General features: G+C 70.0%; 14 protein-coding genes. 3 read left to right on the top strand and 11 right to left on the bottom strand.

The features are described 5' to 3' along the window. Positions 1-8 precede the first annotated feature (8 nt). Together LCL61_RS27250 and LCL61_RS27245 are read right to left on the bottom strand one after the other, a co-directional pair. The gene (locus LCL61_RS27250) at positions 9-1,100 is read right to left on the bottom strand and encodes an aldo/keto reductase (protein WP_340682358.1); all 1,092 of its coding nucleotides are present in this window, start codon (positions 1,098-1,100) and stop codon (positions 9-11) included. Between the two features lie 12 nt (positions 1,101-1,112). Next, entirely contained in the window at positions 1,113-1,586 is a 474-nt protein-coding gene (locus tag LCL61_RS27245) for a DUF6130 family protein (protein ID WP_340682357.1), read from the bottom strand. A 144-nt stretch (positions 1,587-1,730) separates the two neighbouring features. Between LCL61_RS27245 and LCL61_RS27240 the strand changes: the two genes are divergently transcribed. After that, positions 1,731-1,967 carry a hypothetical protein gene (locus LCL61_RS27240; protein ID WP_340682356.1) on the top strand — a complete coding sequence of 79 codons (237 nt, stop codon included), beginning with the start codon at positions 1,731-1,733 and terminating at the stop codon, positions 1,965-1,967. Between the two features lie 6 nt (positions 1,968-1,973). On the opposite strand, the gene LCL61_RS27235 is transcribed toward LCL61_RS27240, so the two are convergent. The 4 genes from LCL61_RS27235 to LCL61_RS27220 form a co-directional block, all read right to left on the bottom strand. Beyond that, positions 1,974-2,975, bottom strand: a complete 1,002-nt coding sequence (locus LCL61_RS27235; RefSeq protein WP_340682355.1) for a LysR family transcriptional regulator — start codon at positions 2,973-2,975, stop codon at positions 1,974-1,976. Then, complete coding sequence (locus LCL61_RS27230; RefSeq protein ID WP_340682354.1) at positions 2,972-3,613, bottom strand: sigma-70 family RNA polymerase sigma factor; 642 nt, start codon at positions 3,611-3,613, stop codon at positions 2,972-2,974. Before LCL61_RS27230 ends, LCL61_RS27235 begins: the two co-directional genes overlap by 4 nt. Continuing rightward, a complete protein-coding gene (locus LCL61_RS27225) occupies positions 3,598-4,944 on the bottom strand; it encodes an alpha-lytic protease prodomain-containing protein (RefSeq protein WP_340682353.1) in 1,347 nt (448 codons plus the stop codon). The genes LCL61_RS27230 and LCL61_RS27225 overlap by 16 nt, the downstream gene beginning before the upstream one ends. Before the next feature lie 357 nt (positions 4,945-5,301). Continuing rightward, a complete protein-coding gene (locus tag LCL61_RS27220; RefSeq protein ID WP_340682352.1) occupies positions 5,302-6,879 on the bottom strand; it encodes a tannase/feruloyl esterase family alpha/beta hydrolase in 1,578 nt (525 codons plus the stop codon). Positions 6,880-7,014: 135 nt separating this feature from the next. Here LCL61_RS27220 and LCL61_RS27215 point away from each other — a divergent pair, with 135 nt between their 5' ends. Beyond that, on the top strand, positions 7,015-9,729 hold the full coding sequence (locus tag LCL61_RS27215; RefSeq protein ID WP_340688690.1) for a helix-turn-helix transcriptional regulator: 2,715 nt from the start codon (positions 7,015-7,017) through the stop codon (positions 9,727-9,729). Here LCL61_RS27215 and LCL61_RS27210 read toward each other — a convergent pair. Beyond that, the gene (locus LCL61_RS27210) at positions 9,704-10,135 is read right to left on the bottom strand and encodes an organic hydroperoxide resistance protein (protein WP_340682351.1); all 432 of its coding nucleotides are present in this window, start codon (positions 10,133-10,135) and stop codon (positions 9,704-9,706) included. The two genes, LCL61_RS27215 and LCL61_RS27210, sit on opposite strands and share 26 nt — an antisense overlap. A 138-nt stretch (positions 10,136-10,273) precedes the next feature. Between LCL61_RS27210 and LCL61_RS27205 the strand changes: the two genes are divergently transcribed. Further along, positions 10,274-11,839: a BTAD domain-containing putative transcriptional regulator gene (locus LCL61_RS27205; protein ID WP_340682350.1), complete on the top strand. Its 1,566-nt coding sequence runs from the start codon at positions 10,274-10,276 to the stop codon at positions 11,837-11,839. Here the strand turns inward: LCL61_RS27205 and LCL61_RS27200 are convergent, their stop codons facing one another. From LCL61_RS27200 to LCL61_RS27185, 4 genes are read right to left on the bottom strand one after another with little or no spacing between them, the layout of a single operon-like run. Then, positions 11,840-13,432 carry a glycoside hydrolase family 13 protein gene (locus LCL61_RS27200; RefSeq protein WP_340682349.1) on the bottom strand — a complete coding sequence of 531 codons (1,593 nt, stop codon included), beginning with the start codon at positions 13,430-13,432 and terminating at the stop codon, positions 11,840-11,842. Between the two features lie 50 nt (positions 13,433-13,482). Continuing rightward, on the bottom strand, positions 13,483-14,352 hold the full coding sequence (locus LCL61_RS27195) for a carbohydrate ABC transporter permease (protein ID WP_340682348.1): 870 nt from the start codon (positions 14,350-14,352) through the stop codon (positions 13,483-13,485). After that, the gene (locus LCL61_RS27190) at positions 14,349-15,323 is read right to left on the bottom strand and encodes a sugar ABC transporter permease (protein WP_340682347.1); all 975 of its coding nucleotides are present in this window, start codon (positions 15,321-15,323) and stop codon (positions 14,349-14,351) included. Before LCL61_RS27190 ends, LCL61_RS27195 begins: the two co-directional genes overlap by 4 nt. Beyond that, positions 15,301-16,674, bottom strand: a complete 1,374-nt coding sequence (locus LCL61_RS27185) for an ABC transporter substrate-binding protein (RefSeq protein ID WP_340682346.1) — start codon at positions 16,672-16,674, stop codon at positions 15,301-15,303. Before LCL61_RS27185 ends, LCL61_RS27190 begins: the two co-directional genes overlap by 23 nt. Positions 16,675-16,759: the final 85 nt, after the last annotated feature.

The raw sequence follows: 16,759 nt of genomic DNA, 5'->3' as shown, positions 1-16,759 counted from the left end.
TGGTCAGCTCACCAGTTCCGCACCGCGGGCACGTACCCCGCCGGCTTGTCCCCGACCTTCACCCCGGGGCTGATCACCCAATTCTGATACGCGGGCGTGAACATCCGGTACACCGACTCCGGCGGGACGGCACTGGCCTCGTCGAGGAGCGCCCGCAGGTCCGGCGGAAGCGTGAAGTCCAGTGCGGCCATGCTCTTGCCCAGCTGATCGGCGCTGCTCGCCCCGACGATCGCGGCCGCGACGCCCGGCTGGGTCGCGACCCAGTTGATCGCGACCTGGGCCATCGTGACGCCGAGTTCGTCAGCGACCTTCTCCAGCGGTTTCAGCAGTGCCCAGTCGCGGTCCGTCCACGACTTCCCGGCGTTCCCCGGATCGCTCAGCCTGCCGTCACCGCTCGTGGTCTCGCCGGTCTGGCGGTACTTGCCGGTGAGGAACCCGCCGGCCAGCGGGCTCCACGCGGTGATGCCGAGCCCGAGATGCTGTCCCATCGGCACGTGCTCGGTCTCGATCGTCCTTTCCACGAGCGAGTAGGGCAGCTGGAGATTGACGGCCGGGGTGAGCGCGTTCGCCTCGGCGAAGCTCTGCGCCCGGGCGGCGTACCAGGCGGGTACGTCGGAGAGCCCGGCGTAGCGGATCTTCCCCGCGCGCACCAGGTCGTCGAACGTGCGCATCACCTCTTCCGCCGGTGTGACGCGGTCCCAGGTGTGCAGCAGGAAGAGATCTACGTGGTCGGTGCCCAGCCGCCGCAACGACGCTTCCAGCGCCCTGATCAGGTGCTTGCGCCCGTTGCCGCCCGCGTTCGGGTCGCCGGGGTCGACGCTGTTGGTGTACTTGGTGGTGAGCACGACCCTGTCGCGCACCTTCGCCTCGGCGATGAGGCGGCCGAGGATGGTCTCGCTCTCACCCGCGGTGTAGAAGTCCGCGGTGTCGATGAAGTTCCCGCCCGCCTCCAGGTACTTGCGGAAGATCGGGCGGACGTCGTCCTCGGATTTCCCGTACGCGGCGTGGAAACCGCCGGTACCGAAGTTCATCGTTCCGAGCGCGATCCGGCTGACGCGCAGTCCGGAGCGGCCGAGCAGGTAGTACTGATCCAGTGTCATGAAAGCGTCTCCTCAGTGGTGTCCGGTGTGGGCGGGAACGACGAAGTCCACGGTCTTCTGGTCGAGGATCTTGTGCGTCGGGTCGGCGAGACCGATCCACACCTTGTGCGGTCCCGCGGGCAGCGACTGGATGATCAGCGGTTCGCCGCTGCCGTCGGCCCAGTGCCACGCCGCGTCGTCGACGGTCACGTGGATATGGCCGATCCGGGGTGAGACGTCCAGTGCGGCGGGGCCGTACACCGGGACGATCCGGAGGTTCTCCGCCCGGTACCGCAGCACGACCAGGCCCATCGCGAGCTGTGCTGGCAACGGCGCGTCCACGACCAGCGACGGCGGCGGCTGGGAAGGCAACGGCACCACGGGAGCCGGCGACCAGCCGGCGGCCGCGGCGGGGGGAGCGGTCACCGGCGGAGCGGGCGAGGGGGCACCGCACGCGGCGGTGAACAGGACGGCGGCGGCGAGGACGGTCTTTCCCAGTGCGGGCATGAATTCACGCTAAGACGGCCGAAGGGGCCGCGGCGCCTGTCGGACGACGTCATCGGTGTACGTCACCGTGACACTTTCCGGTGATCACCCAGTGAACCGGCCGGATCCGGGGAACCCGGGGGCATCGACGGATGGGAGAGCACGATGAAGACTCGAATCGCCGCGCTGGCGGCCGCGGTCACGTTCTTGGGCGCCGTCACCGCCTCGCCCGCCATAGCGGACCCGGTGCCCGGCAGCCCGAACCAGTTCTACGCGTCGTGCGCGGTCGATCTGCTGGGCGTGCCGGTGGGCTGCCTCGAGACCGACGAAGCGCACGCGACGCATATCTGTCAGTACGTGCTCACGGCCTTCGGCCTCGGTCTCGACTGCATCCAGCGCTGAATCCGGTCAGGTGCCGAGCCAGCCGGGGTTGGCGGCCGCCCACTCGGGAAGCCGATGCCGGATCGCGGCGGGCTCGGTGATCGCGTCCACCAGTCCACTTCGGACAGTGGGCACGTCGATGGACGAGCCGTCCCGCCACAGCAGGAGATGCCGCGTCCTCAGCGGCACACCCCGCAGCGCCACCACCGGGCCCGGGATCGTGGAACCGGAACCGAGGGAGCGGGCGGGCGCCACCGCGCGAGGTTCGTGCCGGACGCTCTGCCGCAACGCCATCGGATCCAGCTTCCGCACGGTGATCTCGCCGAGGCCGGCGCGGGCGCACTGGTCGGTCAGGTGAGCGTGGAACTCGTCGTCCTCGTCCGACGGCATCAGCCAGACCGAGCCGTCGAGCTCGGCCAGGGACACCTCGCCGAGTCCGGCGGCGGGATGGTCCGGGGACACGACCACGAAGACCGGCTCCGTGCCGACAGGAAGCATGTGGACGCCGTCGGGCGGAACGATCTCCTGCCCTGGGTGATCCATGTACAGCGCCAATTCGACCGTGCCGTCGACCAGCGCCGAGAACAACGCCGTCCGGCTGGTCACGGCCAGCAGTTCGACGGGACGGCCACGAGCCGCCGCGGCGACCACACCGCTCAGCGTCTCGGCGAAGACGGTCGGAAGCGCGCCGATCCGGAGCAGTCCCTCGGAAGGCGCGCTGTGGAACCGGCGGATCGCCAGTTCGAGGTCGTCCGCCGCGGCCAGTACCCGGCGCGCGTGGTTCAGGAGCACCTCGCCCAGCGCGGTGGGCCGCACGCCGTGCCGGTCGCGTTCGAACACCGTCCGTTCCAGTGCCCGTTCGACTCGGTGGAGCTGCGTGCTCAACGCGGGCTGGGAGAGCCCGAGTGCGGTCGCGGCCTTCGCGATGCTGCCCGCCGACGCGATGGCGTCGAGGAGGCGCAGATGCCGGACATCGATCTCCGTCGGCCAGGTGTGGCCGTCCCCGGGACCGATCAGGGGGCTGATCACAGGTCGTCCTCGCTGATGATCGTGCGGAGTTTGTGCAGGGCGCGATGCTGGGCGACCCGGACCAGGCCGGGGCTCACCCGCAGGACCGCGCCCGCCTCGGGCGCCGTCATGCCGACCGTGATCCGCAGCCGGAGGATCTCCTGCTGGATACCGGGCAGGGTGCTCATCAGCCGCGTCAACCGGTCGTGGCCGTCGGCGGCCAGCGCCTGCCACTCGGGTTCGTTGGGTTCGGGCGTCGCGCGTTCGGGCGGATCGGGCGTGGGTTCCGACTTGTCCCGGGCTCGCCGCCGGAAAGCGGCGGCGACCTTCCTCGCCGCGATTCCCAGGACGGCGGTGAGGAAAGAGCCTCCGGTGGTCCGCGCGGTGGGCAGGCTGGTGAGCACGGCGAGACAGGTCTCCTGCGCGACGTCGTCCGCGGCGATCTCCCGCGCGTCGGTTCCGTCCATCCGGCTCCGGCAGTAGTCCGCGACCACCGGCTGGACGATGTTCATCAGCTCGTTCGTCGCCGCGGGGTCGCCGCGGCGGGCGCGGGGGACGAGGGATTCGAGATCCGCCGTCAGCGCGCCGTCGTCAGGGGGAGGAGCCGCCCCCGGCGAGGTGAGGTCGCCGGGGGCGGTCCAGGTCAGGCGAGTTCCCAAAGCGCGGGCACGTTCGGTGGTTCCCAACCGGGCATTGAGGTGTGCGGCTGGATGACCCGGTAGTTGCTGCCGCCGTAGCTGGCGGTCGCGCCGGAGCCGTAGTACGTGTACGGCGCCCAGGTGCCGCCCGGCGGGTTCGACGTCGTCGGGCTGGTCGGGGTGGTGGGCGTGGTCGGCGTCGTGGTGGTGCTGGACGGTGGGTTGCCGCTGACCGTCAGACGCAGGTTGTAGACGCTCAGGATCTCCGAAATCGGCTGGAAGTAGATGGTGCCGCCGGAGGTGCAGTTGCCGGAGCCACCGGAGGTGACGCCCTGCGCCTGGTCACCGGTGAGCCACGAGCCGCCCGAGTCACCAGGCTCGGCGCAGGCGTTGGTCCGGGTCAGGCCGGTGATGGTGCCCTCGGGGTAGGTGACCGAGGTGTTCTTCTGCAGGATGGTGCCGCAGCGCCAGCCGGTGGTGGAGCCGGAGCGGCACACCGAGGAGTTGACCGGGGCCTCGGTCGAGCCGGCGACCGGCACGGTGCCGGGGTAACGGTTCACCAGCGGGCGCGGGGTGTTGCCCGCGTCGGCGCGGACCCAGGCGTAGTCGTTGCCGGGGAAGCTGGAGCCGGCGACGGTCCCGCTCGGGTTCGAGGTGCGCGTTCCGGTGGTGCCGCAGTGGCCGGCGGTCACGAAGCCGCCGTCGACGGCGAAACCGATGGAGCAGCGGCCCGAGCCGAAGGTGTAGGCGTTGCCGCCGATGATGTCGATCAGCGCACGCGGCTGTTCGGTGCTGGCCTCGACCCGGACCAGGTCGGACGGCACACCGGCCTCGGCAGCCCACGACTTCGCGGCGGATTCGCCACCGGCGTTGGCGAGGACGACGATCGAGTTGGTGGTGACGTCGGTGAACCAGCCCGGCACGGTCTTCGGCGCCTTGGCGGACTTGGCGTCGAGCCGCAGCTTCGCCGCGTCGAGGTCGGCGGCACTGCGGGCGACCGTCTTCGGGGTGGCGCCCGCGGCACGGACGAGGTCGCCCACGGCGGCGTCGGTGACCGCCACGGTCAGCGTGGTCCCGGAGCCGTCGAGCCACGATCCGGCGTATGACGTGCCGAGCTGCTTCTTCAGCGTGTTGTCGGCGACCGCGGCGCGCTGTTCGCTCGCGAGCCGGAGCTTGGCCTGTTCCGGGCTGATCTTGAGGTCGCGGGCCATCGCGGCCAGCATTTCGGACTGGGACTGGTCACCGGCGGTGGCCTGCTGACCGGCGCTCGCGTTGGGAGTGAGGGCGATGGCGGTGACCAGGCCTGCCCCGGCTATGGCCGCGGCTGTGGCGGCTAAGATCTTTCTGTTCATTTCAACGCTTTCCTCGAAACGGGCGGGGGAGGGGGATTCGTCCCCGACCGTACGAGGCGGATCACGCAACTGGTACATACCATTTGGGTCATATCGCCCGGCTGGAACGCGGGGTGATATGGCGGTGATCCGTGCTGATCCGCGTGGCGTTTCCGTTGCGGTGCAACGGTTCAGCCGTTGCCGGCGGAAAGGCGGCACCGACGTGCGAGGCGCTTCGCCGCAATGTCCACTGTCGTCCATACCGTACTTTTGAGGGGTAGGGCAAAGGGAACGGCGGAACTTCTCACAGTGTGGGGAAGTGCAGTGCCCGTCGTGCCGGAGGGAGCGACGGCACGACGGGCACCGGTGTGCGGGGCCTCAGTGGCCGGTGCAGCGGTAGCTCGTGGCCACCGCGGGATCACCGTGGCCGCGGTATCGCGAGACCTGCGGATACGGGCAGAGATCCCGGCTGAGGGTCTTGTCGCCGTTCGCCGCGGGCAGGGTCGACGGCGCCTTGCCGTGTTCGACCCAGTCGACGAGCGCGCCCAGCGCGTTCGTCGGTGCGGCACCCGCGCCGCCGGAGCAGTGCGCGACGCCCGGCGCGAGGAACAGCCGGTAGAAGTCGTTGACCCGCTTCGGGCCGCCCATCTCACGCTCGACCTCGCGGCGGTACTGCAGCGTGCCGCCCGGCGGGATCAGCTGGTCGTCGGTGCCGACGAAGGTGATCAGCTTGCCGCCCGCCCGGCGGAACGCCGACAGATCGGGGTCCGAGGTCCCGATGACGTCGTCGTACTCCCGCACCGACTGGCGGAACAGGTCGGCGAACTGGCGATAGGTGAGCGTCTCGGTGTCGAATCCGGGCTGCTTCTTCAGGAACGTCCGCACCCAGCCCGTGGCCACCGGGAAACCGGGAGCGTTCGTCACCGGGCCGAAGTCCGCGCCCTTGGGGAGACCGGCCCAGAGCCGTCGTCCGTGCTCGTCGGACGGCCCGGCCCAGATCTTGCGGACGACTTCGGCGTCCGACGCGGTGACGGTGACCTCCCTGTCGCCGCAGAGCACCTTCGTGCCGATGAGCGATCGAGGGTCGTAGCCGCATTCGTCCGGCCGGTCCACGATGCCGTCGGTGACCCCGTCCCGGCCGTCGCAGGCCTTGATCGCCGCCTGCTGGAAGGCGGTGAAGACGCAGGGCGGCGGGAAGGTCTTCTCCTGGTTCATCACGACTCGCGGCCAGAGGGTCGCGACCGCGAACTCCGCCCAGTGCACGGCGGGAGCGTTCGCCAGGACGCCGTCGAAGTCTCCCGGGTACCGCTGCGCTTCGGAGTAGCCCTGACGGCCTCCCGTCGAGCACCCGTTCCAGTACGAGTAGCCGACTTCCCGCTGGTAGAACTTCCGCGTCACGTCCTTCCCGACGAGGGCCGCTTCGTGCACGGAACGGGACGCGAAGTTCGTCACCAGCGGCTTGTCGATCTCGCCCTGGGGAGTGAGCGCCCACGAAGTGTCGAGGAACGTCAGCGGGACACCGGCATCGGTCGTCACACCGCTGTAGCCGTCTTTGACGGCCTGGACGAGCGGGGCACCGAAGTCACCGGCGGTGTAGGCGCTGCCGCCGACCGCCTGGAGCCTGCCCGTCCACCCGGTCCGCGGCAGCGCGACGGCGACCTTGACATGGTCACCCGCCGTGCCGTGGGTCAGGGTGACGGTGATTTCGCAGTACGCGGGCACGTCCGCGATCGCGGACGGAGCCGAGAACGGGGTGGGCGGGAACGTGACGGTCCCGCCGGGCTTCTGCTCAGCCTGGACCGACTCGATTCGCGCGCCCTCGGGCGCCGAGACGGGGACCGCCGAGCACGACGTCACCGCCGCTTCGGCGGGCGCCGTCTGCGTGACCGAGGTCAGCACGAGCGGCAGCAGGGCGGCCAGCGGCGCCACCGCCAGGAACAACTTCTTGTGTCTCATCACTTTCCCGAAGCTAGGCCGATCGTGTCGACACGCCGTCTACATCCTGTGGACGCCGCCGGGGAGTCCTAACCGGACCGTATGGGTATCGTCGGACGGGCGGCCGCCCACGGCCGAGGGGAGGAATGCCGCACCATGCCGCTTTTCGGACGGGAAGCCGAGCTGAAGGACCTGGCCGAGCTCGTCGACGGGCCCGCCGCGGGTTGCGGTGGTGTCCTCGTCCAGGGCGAACCGGGCATCGGCAAGTCCGCCGTCGTGGCGGAGGCGGTGGCCGCCGCGACGGTCGGGGGCCTGCGGGTGTTGCGCACGACCGGCGTCGAGGTCGAACGGAACTACGCGTACGCCGCCCTGCACCAGCTGCTCCATCCGGTCCGGGCCGGTGCCGACACCCTGCCCGCGCCGCAGCGTTCCGCGCTCTGGGCGGCGCTGGGGCTCGCCGAAGCGGGTGAGCCCAACGCGTACCTGGTCGGGCTCGCCGCGTTGACGCTGCTTTCGGACGAAGCGGCGGCCAAGCCGTTGCTGATCGTCGCCGAGGACGTCCACTGGATGGACCGCGAGAGCGCCGACGCGCTCGCGTTCGTCGCCAGGCGGATCGAGACGGAGCCGATCGTGCTGATCGCGACCGTCCGGGACGGGGAGCCGTCGCCGCTGCGCGACGCGGGACTGTCCTCAATGGACCTGGAACGCCTTCCCGGCGACGTGGCGGCCGAGTTGCTCGACTCCGTCGCCCCCGGGCTCTCCTCGCCGGTCCGGTCACGGGTGCTCGCCGAGGCCGCCGGGAATCCGCTGGCCCTGACCGAGCTGCCGTCGGCCGTGACCGAGGCGCCCGAGCCCGTGCTGCCGCTGACCGAACGGCTCGAGCGGACGTTCGGCGCCCGGTTCACCGCGCTGCCGGAACCGGCCCGGACGACTTCGCTGGTCGCCGCGCTCAACGAGACGGGCTCGCTCGCCGAGACACTCGCGGCGGCAGGCGCGTTGCTGGGTGAGGACGTCGAGCCGTCGGCACTGGCACCGGCCGCCGATGCCCGGTTGATCGACCTCGAAGCGCGGGCGGTCTCGTTCCGGCATCCGCTGATGAGCTCGGCGATCCCGGCTTCGGTGCCGTTCGAGGAACGGCGCCGCGCGCACCTGAGCCTCGCCGACGTCTTCCGCGGGCAGCCGGATCGCAGCGCTTGGCATCGGGCGGCCGCCGCGACCGGCGCCGACGAGGACGTGGCCCGGGAGCTGGAGCACGCCGCCGATCGCGCCCGGCACCGCGGCGGAGCGACGGCCGCCGTCGCGGCGCTGGAGCAAGCGGCGCTGGTGAGCGGCGATCCGGAACGGCGGGCGGACAGGTTGCTGCGCGCTGCCGAGCTGGCCGTCGACTCCGGCGGTCGCGAGACCGCGGAACGGCTCGTCCGGGACGCCCGCGCGGGAGAACTCACGCCGCGGCAACGAGCGACGGCGAGCTGGTTGCTCAGCGGGTTCGAGGACGGTGTCCGCGAGGACCTGTCGCGGATCGCGGAACTGGCGCGGCTGGCCGAATCGGTCGCGGAGGACGGACAGCCGGATCCGGCGATGCGTGTCCTGTGGGGTGCCGCGATGCGCTGTTTCTGGGCCGAACCCGGTGAAGACACGCGGCGAACGCTGCTGGCCGTCGCGGACCGCCTCCCGGTCGGGAACTCGGACCCGCGCATGGTCGCCGTCGCCGCCTACGTGGCGCCGTTCGACCGGGCCGGATCGGTGCTCGCCGAGCTGCGCGAACTCGCCGTCGTCACCGGTGCCGATCCCGAGGTCGACCGTTTTCTCGGCAGCGCGTCGCTGCAGGTCGGCGCGGTCGATCTGGCGGCCCGGTTCTCGGCGGCCGCGGCGCCGGGGCTGCGGGCACAGGGCAGGCTAGGCCTGCTGCCGCGAGCGCTGGCGGTCCAGGCGTGGAGCCGGGTCCGGCTCGGCGACCTCGCCGCGGCCGTGCCGGCCGCGGCGGAAGCGGCCGAATTCGCCAAGGAGACCGGGCAACCGTTCATGTACGGCCTCGCCACCGCCGTACAAGCCGAGATCGCCGCGCTGCGGGGTGACCACAAACAGGCCAAGGCGCTGGCCGACGAGGCCGAGCGGACCGCGCTCGCCGCCGGTGCCCGTCCGGTGCTGGCGACCGTGCAGCTCGCCAGAGGGATCACCGCGTCGAGCGAGGGCCGCTTCGACGACGCGTTCGCCGATCTGCGGCGCCTGTTCGACCCCGCCGATCCCGCCTTCCAGCTGGCGCTGCGCGTTTACTTCGTCGCGGAACTCACCGAGGTCGCGATCCGGGCAGGTCAGGTCGAGGCCCTGCGCGAGATCGTCGCGGAGATGGAACAGCTCGCACTGGTCACCCCGGCACCCGCGTTGCACGTCGGCTTGCGCTTCGCCCGCGCCGTGCTCGAACCGAGCGACGAACTGTTCGGGACCGCTCTGCGGGCGGAGCTGGACGGCTGGCCCGCCGAACGCGGTCGGCTGCACCTGGCCTACGGCGAATGGCTACGGCGGCAGCGGCGCGCCGTGGACTCACGGGTGCACCTGCGCACAGCGCGGGAGACGTTCGACGCGCTCGGCATGACCGCGTGGGCCGAACGCGCGCGCCGTGAACTCCGGAGCGCGGGGGAGTCCAGCCCCAACCGTGGTCCCGACGCGCGGGAGAAACTGACCCCGCACGAGCTGAGCATCGTGCAGCTGGCCGCGGAGGGCCTGACGAACCGGGAGATCGGGCAGCGCCTCTACCTGTCGCACCGGACGGTCGGCACGCACCTGCACCGGATCTTCCCCAAGCTCGGGGTGAGTTCGCGGGCGGAGCTCAAGGGTGCGTTGGGGCTCACGCGACCGTCGCGTCCAACGTGACCTCGATGTTCCCCCGCGTCGCCTTGGAATACGGGCACACCTGGTGCGCGCCCTGGACCAGCTCGTCGGCGGTGGCCTGGTCGATGCCGGTGGCCTCCAGGTGCAGCGCGGCGCTCAGGTGGAACTCACCCGCTTCGGTGTCGTGATGCAGCGTCACTTCGGCGACGACGGCGAGGTCCTCCAGCTTGACCTTCTTGACGCCCGCGACGCGGCGGACGGCGCCCACGAAGCACGACGCCCAGCCCGCGGCGAACAGCTGCTCGGGGTTCGTGCCGTCGCCGGAGCCGCCGAAGGCCTTGGGGACGGCGAGGCCGACGTCGAGCACGCCGTCGGCGGAGGTCGCCCGGCCGCCGTTGCGGCCTTCCGCGGTCGAAGTGGCGACGGCGGTATACGTGGTTTCAGACATGCCGAAACCGTAGGAAGCCCGACCTGACGGCGGCGCCCGTCGGATGACGTCATTGCTGTACGTCATGGGTGGACGACGTACGCCGATGACGTCGTCCGACGCTCGCGGCCGTCGCGCGCGCTCGCCTACTTTCCGCTCATGTCCAGCCTGCCGCAGGAAGTCCGGTACCGCTTCACCGTGCTCGGCCCGCCCGGCTTCACCAGCGGTGGCACCCGGCTCGACCTCGGCTCGCCGCAGCAGCAGGCGGTCTTGATGCTGTTGCTGGCCAACGCGGGCAGTTTCGTCCGGACCGGTGAGCTGATCGACGGGCTCTGGGGCGAGCGGGCGCCTGCCACCGGTGAGGCCGTCATCCGCACCTACATCTCCCGACTCCGGCGGCTGCTCTCCTTGCAGGGCTTGGGCTCGGCGATCGTCTCGCGGTCCGGCGGCTACCGGCTGGACCCGGATCGTTTCGAGGTGGACGCCGTCGAATTCGCCGGGCAGATCGAGAGTGCGCGACAGGCGCACAACGTGGACACGGCGGCAAAGCTGCTGGAACGCGCGCTCGGCCTCTGGACCGGAACGGCGCTGGCCGGCGTCCCCGGTGAAGCGGCCGAACAGGAACGTGCGCGCCTGGAGCGACTGAAACTGACCGCGACCCAGGAACTGCTCCGGCTGCGCCTCGAACTCGGGGAACACGACGAGGTGATGGCCGAGGTACCCGTGCTGATCGAGCGAAACCGCCTCGAGGAACCGCTGTACGAGATCTATCTTCTCGCCCTTCATCGCGGCGGGCGCAGGGCCGAAGCGCTCGAACTCTACCGCTCGATCCACGAGCTGTTCGACGAAGAACTCGGGGTCCGGCCGGGGCCGAAACTGCGGGCGTTGCACGAGAAGGTGCTTCGGGCCGAGGACGATCCGGTGCCCACGCGTCGTGACCCGGCACCGCTGTTCGTCGGACGCGAGCGCGAACGCGCGGAATTCCGGCGACTGCTCGCGAGGGACCCGGCCGACGGTGCCGAGGTTCTGTTCCTCACCGGACCGCCCGGCATCGGGAAGTCGACCTTGCTGCGGAAGTTCGCCGACGACGCGGCGGCCATGGGAAAGCCCGTGCGGCTGTTCGACGGGCTCGACGATCCGGCGGGCGCCCTGCGCCGCCTGCCCGACGGCGCCACGGTCGTGATCGCGGGCAGGGCCGGGCCGGACGCCAGGCTGCTGGTCGATCCGGCGTGGGCGGGAAGGCTCCGGATCCGGAAACTCGAAGCGTTGAGCGAGGCCGAGTCCGTGGCGCTACTCGAAGCACGCGGTGTCACGCCCGCGCTCCGAAAGTCCATTGTGGACTTCGCGGCGGGCAACCCGTTCGCGCTCTCGCTGGCCGCCGAGGTCAGCAGGTCGCCGCGGTCCGACGCGGAGCGCTTCGTGGTGGACACGGTTTACGCGCAGCTGGCCGGTGATCCGCCGACGGAGGCACATCGGTGGGCGTTGTACGTGTGCGCGCAAGCGGACCACACCACCGAAGACCTCCTCCGGTCCGTGCTGCCGGGAGGACGGTCGTCGGAGCTGTTCGACTGGCTCCGTGACCACCCCTGCGTCGAGACCGCCATCGGCGGCCTCGTCCTCGGCGGTGTGCTCCGCGAGGTGCTCGACAGGCACCTCCGGTGGCGTGACCCGGCGGGCCGCGCACGGATGCGCGGCCGGATCAGCCGGGTCACGGCCGGTCGGTGATCAGGTGCGCAGCCACACCGCCGTGTCCGTCGGGAGCGCACTCTCGACGGGCCCACTGAGCACTTCGCGGTGTGACGGCAACGCCACCGGCTTGTCCGAGAAGTTCAGCACGAAGGTGAAGCCCGGCTCCCGGGTGAACGCGAGCACGCCGTCACCCAGCGCCAGCCACTCCAGATTGCCGGGGCCCAGCGCGGGAAGTTCGTTCCGCAAGCGCAAACCGGCGCGGTAGAGCCGGAGCATCGACCCGGGTTCGGCCGCCTGCGCCTCCGCCGTACTGGCGCGCCATTCCCCGGGCTGGGGCAGCCACGTCCCACCGGTGCCGAAACCGAACGGCGGCGCGTCACCGGACCAGGGGAGCGGGACACGGCAGCCGTCACGGCCCGGATCGGCGCCGTCAGTGCGGGCCCACACCGGATCCTGACGCAGTCCGTCCGGGATGTCCTCGACCTCCCATAGCCCGAGCTCCTCTCCTTGGTAGACGTACAGACCACCGGGCAGCGCCATGGTCAGCAACGCGGCCGCCCGCGCCCGCCGGGTCCCGAGTTCGCGGTCCACCGGGGTGCCGTGCAGCCGGTCGGCGAACGCGAAACCGGTGTCACCTTGGCGGCCGTACCGGGTGACGTGCCGGGTGACGTCGTGGTTCGACAGCACCCAGGCCGCGGGCGCGCCGACCTCCTCGTGTGCCGCCAGCGTCCGCTCGATGACGTCCCGGAACCGCGCGGAATCCCACGGGCACACCAGGAAATCGAAGTTGAACGCCGCGTGCAGCTCGTCGCGGCGGAGGTACCGCGCGGCCCGCGACATGTCCGGCAGCCACATCTCACCGACCATCACCCGGTCGCCGGGGTAGCTGTCGGCGATCTTGCGCCACGACCGGTAGATCTCGTGCAGCCCCTCCTGATCGGAGAACGGCGTCTCGTCGCCGGGATCGACGTCGGGCAGCCGCGGGTCCTTCACCAGCCCGTCGGCGACGTCGATGCGGAAACCGTCGACGCCGCGGTCGAACCAGAACCGCAGCACGTCCTCGAAATCGGCGCGGATGTCCTGGTTGTCCCAGTTGAAGTCCGGCTGGCGTGAGCTGTACAGGTGCAGGTACCACTCGCCGTCCGGGACCCGTGTCCACGCGGAGCCGCCGAAGCGCGACTTCCAGTTGTTCGGCGGCTCGGAGCCGTCCGGCCCGCGACCCGGCCGGAACCAGAACCGTTGCCGCTCCGGTGATCCCGGCTCCGCCGCGAGCGCGTCGGAGAACCAGCGGTGCTCGTCGGAGCAGTGGTTCGGCACGATGTCGATGATCACGCGGATCCCCTTGGCGTGGGCCGCGGCGATCAGGTCCTCCGCTTCGGCGAGCGTGCCGAAGAGCGGGTCGATCTCCCGGAAGTCGGCGACGTCGTAGCCGCCGTCGTCCATCGGCGACGGATACCACGGGGTGAACCAGATCGCGTCGATCCCCAGCTCGGCCAGGTAGTCCAGCCGCGCGCGGACGCCGGCGAGATCGCCGACGCCGTCGCCGTTCCCGTCGGCGAAACTGCGGATGTAGACCTGGTAGATCGCCGCGCTCCGCCACCATCCGGCGGACTGCTCCAATGCGGTCACGGAAGTGCCCTCCTCAATCGTTCGTGGATACCCCGAATGCGGCGAAGAATTCAGCCCTTGACGCTGCCGGCGGTGAGCCCGGCGAGAATATGCCGCTGGAACGCCAGGAACAGCGCCACCATCGGCAGACTGGCCAGCACCATGCCCGCGACGAGCACGTTCAGCGGCATGTCGATGGCCACCCGCTGCAGCATCACCGACAGCGTCTGCTTTTCGGTGTCCGGGAACACCAGCAGCGGCCAGATGAAGTCCTTCCACGCGGCCACCACCGCGAGGATCGAGACCACGGCCAGGATCGGCCGGGAGATCGGCAGGATGACGCGCCACAGCGTGCGCACCGGTCCCGCGCCGTCGAGGCGCGCGGCCTCGATCAGCTCGTCCGGGATCTGGTCGAAGAACCGTTTCAGCAGGTAGATGTTGAACGCGTTCGCGGCGGCGGGAAGCCAGACCGCCGCCGGCGAGTTGATCAGGTTGACGTCCAGCAGCGGCAGGTCGGTGATCGTCACGTAGGTGGGCACCAGCAGCGCCGCCGCCGGCAGCATCAACGTCACGAGCATCAGCCCGAGCATGACGTTGCCGAACTTCGGCCGCAGCTTCGACAACGCGAACGCCGCGGGGACGTCGATCGCCAGCTGGGCCAGCCAGGCGCCGCCGGCGACGATGACGGTGTTGAGGAAGTACTTGCCGAGACTCAGCTGGTCCCACGCGTCGGCGAAGGTCTCCGGATGCCACTCGTTCGGGATGAACGTCGCCGGCGTCTGCGCCAGCTCCTGCGGTGACTTCATCGCACCGGTCACCGCCCAGTACAGCGGGAACAGGAACGCGATGACGAACAGGAGCAGGGTGCAGCCGAAGATGACGGCGTACCCGATCTTGCCGCCGGGACTGCGGAGCGTGCTGGGGGAGACGAGCGTCCTCATGACTGATCCGCCTTCCTGGTCAGGCGCACGTACAACGCGGAGAACACCCCGAGCGCGACGAACAGCAGCAGGCTCAACGCGCTGGCCGAGCCGAAGTCGTTGTAGACGAAGGCGTAGCGGTACAGCAGCAGGAGCACGGTGACGGTCGAGTCGTCCGGTCCGCCGCCGGTCATCACGTACGGCTCGGTGAACACCTGCATGGTCGCGACGACCTGCAGCAACAGGAGCACCAGCAACACGAACCGGGTCTGCGGCAGCGTGACATGGATCAGGCGTTTCCACAGCCCGGCGCCGTCCAGCTCCGCGGCTTCGTAGAGCTCACCGGGGATGGTGCCGAGCGCGGCGAGGTAGATCAGTGTGGTGCTGCCCATGTTCGCCCACGTCGACACGAACACCAGCGACAACATCGACGTGTCGCTCGAGTCGAGCCACTGGCCGCCGGGCAGGCCCACGGCGCCGAGCGCGGAGTTGAACAGGCCGGCGCCCGGGTCGTAGAACCATTTCCACATCAGGGCGGTGACCACCGGCGGCAGCATCACCGGCAGGTAGACCGCGAGCCGGAAGAACGCCTTGGCGTGCCGCAGTTCGTTGAGCAGCACCGCGGTCACGAACGGCACCACGAACCCGAAGACCAGGGCGAGCACGGTGAACAACAGCGTGTTGCGCCAGGCGACGCCGAACAGCGGGTCTTCGAACAGGCGGGTGAAATTGTCGAAGCCGACCCACGTCGGCGGGTTGACGAAGTCGACCTGCTGGAAGCTCAGCAGCACGCCGCGCACGATCGGGTACCAGGAGAACAGCGCGAACACGACGAGCGCGGCGCACAACAGGCCGTACGCGGTGAGATTCTCCTTGAGCTTGCGGCGCCACCGGTTCCGGCGGCGTTCGGCGGCCGAAGCCACCGGGCGACCGGCCCGCGACGACGCTGTCGCGGGCCAGTCGAGGACGCTACTTGACCTGGGCGAGGACACTGTTGACCTTCGACACGGCCGACGACAGCTGCTGATCGATATTCGCGTTCCGATCGGTGAGCACCGCCTGCATCACACTGTCGAGAATGGCGTAGACCTGCTGCGCGTTCGGCGGTTCGATACTGCCCTTGATCCGTGCACTGGCGTCCACATAGGACTGATAGTTCTCGGCGGGAACGTTGGCGTGCTTGGCCTTGATCGCGAGCTGCTGGTCGCGGACGGCGCCCTGCCAGACGTCCGGGGTGGGCTCGGCGGGCAGCCCCACCGGCTGTTTTCCGTCGACGTACTGCTGGACGTGCTTCTCGAAGCGCTCCGGGTTGAGGTACTTCCAGCGGACCCATTCCAGACCTGCCTTGATCTTCTCCGGCGAGGCCTTGGGGTTGATCATGTAGCCCTCGCCGCCGAGCAGCGTGCCCTGCCCGCCCGGCATCCCGGCGACGCCGTAGTCTTCGTACTTGCCGTTGAACTGCTTGACCAGCACCGGGATGTTGTCCGGGGCGGCCATGTACATGCCGAGCTGGCCCGCGCCCATCATGCGCTGGACGTCCTGTGCTTCGAGAAGCTGCTTGCTGCCCATGGTGTCGTCTTCCCACCGCATGGCGCGCAGCTGGTTCAGTGCGGCCTTGGCCTTGTCGTTGTCGAACGCGGCGATCCAGTTGTCGCCGTCCTTGCGGGCGACCTCGCTGCCCATCGAGTAGAGCCAGGCGGTCAGATGCCAGCCGCCCTGGTTGTTCTTGCTGTAGTCGGCGTAACCGACCGTGCCGTTGCCCAGCGCGGCGATCTTCTTCGCGGCTTCGCGGACCTCGTCCCAGGTCTGGGGCGATTTGTTCGGGTCCAGCCCGGCCTTCTGGAACAGCGGACGGCTGTAGACCAGGCCCATGCTGTAGTTCATCGTCGGCAGGCCGTACAGCTTGCCGTCGGCGTCCCGGAAGTTGTCCAGTAATTCCGGTTTGATGTCGCCGAAGTTCTTCAGGCCCTTGGCCGCTTCGGTGATGTCGGCGGCCTGGCGGCGCGCGATGATCTGCGCCGGGTCGGTGAAGTAGACGTAGTAGACGTCTTCGAGTTGCCCGCCGGCGAGCTTGGCGGAGAACGTCTTCGGATCCATGAACCCTTCGTGGGGCTCGATGTCGATGTCCGGGTGGGTCTCCTCGAACTCCTTGACGTCGGCGTCGAACACGCCGCGCTCGAACGGCTGGCTGGTCGGGGGCTGGCCGGTCACGGTGATCTTGACCTTGCCCCCGGTGCTTTCACCGGAACCGGAACCGCAGGCGGCCACCCCCAGGGTGAGTCCGCCCGCGAGGAGCAGGCAGAACATCCGGCGGCGCACGGTGGGGGACCAAGTGCTGCTCATCTTCAAGCCTCATCTCGGGATCGCGACGGCTGTCACGTGATTGCGGTCACTCTAAAGTGAAGCCCCGGATCAACGCAATAACTGG

Source organism: Amycolatopsis coloradensis (assembly GCF_037997115.1).
Taxonomy (GTDB): domain Bacteria; phylum Actinomycetota; class Actinomycetes; order Mycobacteriales; family Pseudonocardiaceae; genus Amycolatopsis; species Amycolatopsis coloradensis_A.
Note: the sequence above shows the minus strand (reverse complement) of the source record. Positions and strands in the feature narration are given on the sequence as shown.